Here is a 1926-nt window from a genome sequence, read left to right on the forward strand (position 1 = left end):
GTTCAGCTCCGCCGCCGACAGCCGGACCTCACCGCAGACCACCGCCTCGGCATCCGGCGCCGCCGCCACCCGCGCCTCGAACAACCGGGCCAGGTCGCCTCCCGGGAGCGGGGCCGACGTGGCGTTCCACTTCTCCAGCAGGGTCTGCCGCTCCTCGGGAGCGAGCAGCTCCACCTCCCCGATCCGGACGTCCGGATCCGCCGTCACCGCCTCCAGCAGCCTCACCAGCCGCGCGGCGATCGACTCCGCCGTGTCGCGGTCGAACAGGTCGGTCGCGTACTGCAGCACCCCGTCGATCCCTGTGGGGGCGCCGGTGGAGAAGCTCTCGCTGAGGCCGAACAGCAGATCGCACTTCGCGCCGCTCAAGCCGTACAGCGAGTAGGCGGGATCGGGCGTCACCGTCAGGCCGGGCAGCTCGGTCTTGTCATCCGGGGTGTTCTCCAGAGCGAGCATCACCTGAAAGAGCGGGTTACGGCCGGGGAGCCTTACCGGATTGAGCGCCTCCACCAGGTGCTCGAACGGCACGTCCTGGTGCGAGTACGCCGCCAGACCCACATCCCTGACCCTGGCCAGCAGCTCGCGGAAGCTCGGGCCGCCCGAGGTGTCGGTGCGCAGCACCAGCGTGTTGACGAAGAAACCAACCAGGTCGTCCAGAGCCTCGTCGGTACGGCCGGCCACGGGCGAGCCGATCGGCACGTCGGTTCCCGCGCCCAGCCGGGTAAGCAGTGCGGCCAGCCCGGCCTGCAGGGCCATGAACAGTGTGGCCTGGTTGGCCCTGGCCAGGGTGAGCAGCCGCCCGTGCAGCTCGGGCGAGAACCGCAGGGGCACGGACTCGCCCCGATGCCCCGCCACCGGTGGCCGGGGTCTGTCGACGGGCAGCGCCAGCTCGTCGGGCAATCCCGCAAGGGCCTCCCGCCAGTAGCCGGTCTGCGTGCTCATGAGGCTGCCCGGATCCGCCGCGTCCCCGAGCAGGTCGCGCTGCCACTGGGTGTAGTCCGAGTAGCGCACGGGCAGTGGCTCCCACACGGGAGCCTCACCGCGCGTGCGGGCCGCGTAGGCCACGGCCAGGTCACGCCTGAGCGGAGCCATCGACCACCCGTCGGCGGCGATGTGGTGGAGCAGCAGGACCAGCACGTGCTCGTCGTGCTCGCCGGGGCCGTCGGGCCTCAGGGCGAACAGGCACGCCCGCACCGGCAGCTCGGCTGAGAGGTCGAAGGCGGACATCGCCGCCTTCTCCACCGCCGGACCGAGCTCCGCCTCGTCGATCTCCGTCGTCGGTAGCTCGGGCACGGCGTCCAGCACGCGCTGCCGCGGCTGGCCGTCCAGCGAGGGGAAGACCGTCCGCAGCGTCTCATGCCGCCGCACCACGTCCCCGAGAGCCGCTTTCAGCGCGGCCCTGTCCAGCCGCCCGGACAGCCGCAGGACCAGCGGGATGGTGTAGAGCCCGGCCGACTCCGCGAGCTGGTCGATGATCCAGATCCGGTGCTGGGCGAAGGAGAGCGACGGCTGTTCCGAATCTCCCGAGCGGATCAGCGGCGGCCTGGCCCTGCCGATGCCCTCGCCCCTCGCCCCCTCGATCCTGACCGCGAGCCCGGCGATGGTGGGCGCCTCGAAGATCGTCCTCACCTGCAGCTCGATGGAGAGCGCCGACCTGATCCCGGCCACCACCCGCATGGCCAGCAGCGAATGCCCGCCCATCGCGAAGAAGTCGTCGTCGATCCCGATCCCCGGCACGGCGAGCACCTGCGCGAACAGCCCGCAGAGGATCTCCTCGACCGGCGTGCGCGGCGCCGTGCCGGAGGCCACCGTCTCGGGCGCGGGCAGGGCGTGCCGGTCGACCTTGCCGTTGTGGTTGAGCGGGAGGGCGTCCAGGACGACGAAGGCGGAGGGAACCATGTAGGCGGGGAGCGTCTCCTCGGCGAAGCG

At 71.8% G+C, this 1926-nt stretch carries 1 protein-coding gene; it reads right to left on the reverse strand.

Translation table 11 applies throughout. The features are described 5' to 3' along the window. Nucleotides 1-1926 (reverse strand): condensation domain-containing protein (locus tag AB0B89_RS36170; protein WP_358562231.1); only part of this gene is annotated, 1926 nt, incomplete at both ends.

The organism is Sphaerisporangium sp. NPDC049002, assembly GCF_040649355.1.
Classification (GTDB): domain Bacteria; phylum Actinomycetota; class Actinomycetes; order Streptosporangiales; family Streptosporangiaceae; genus Sphaerisporangium.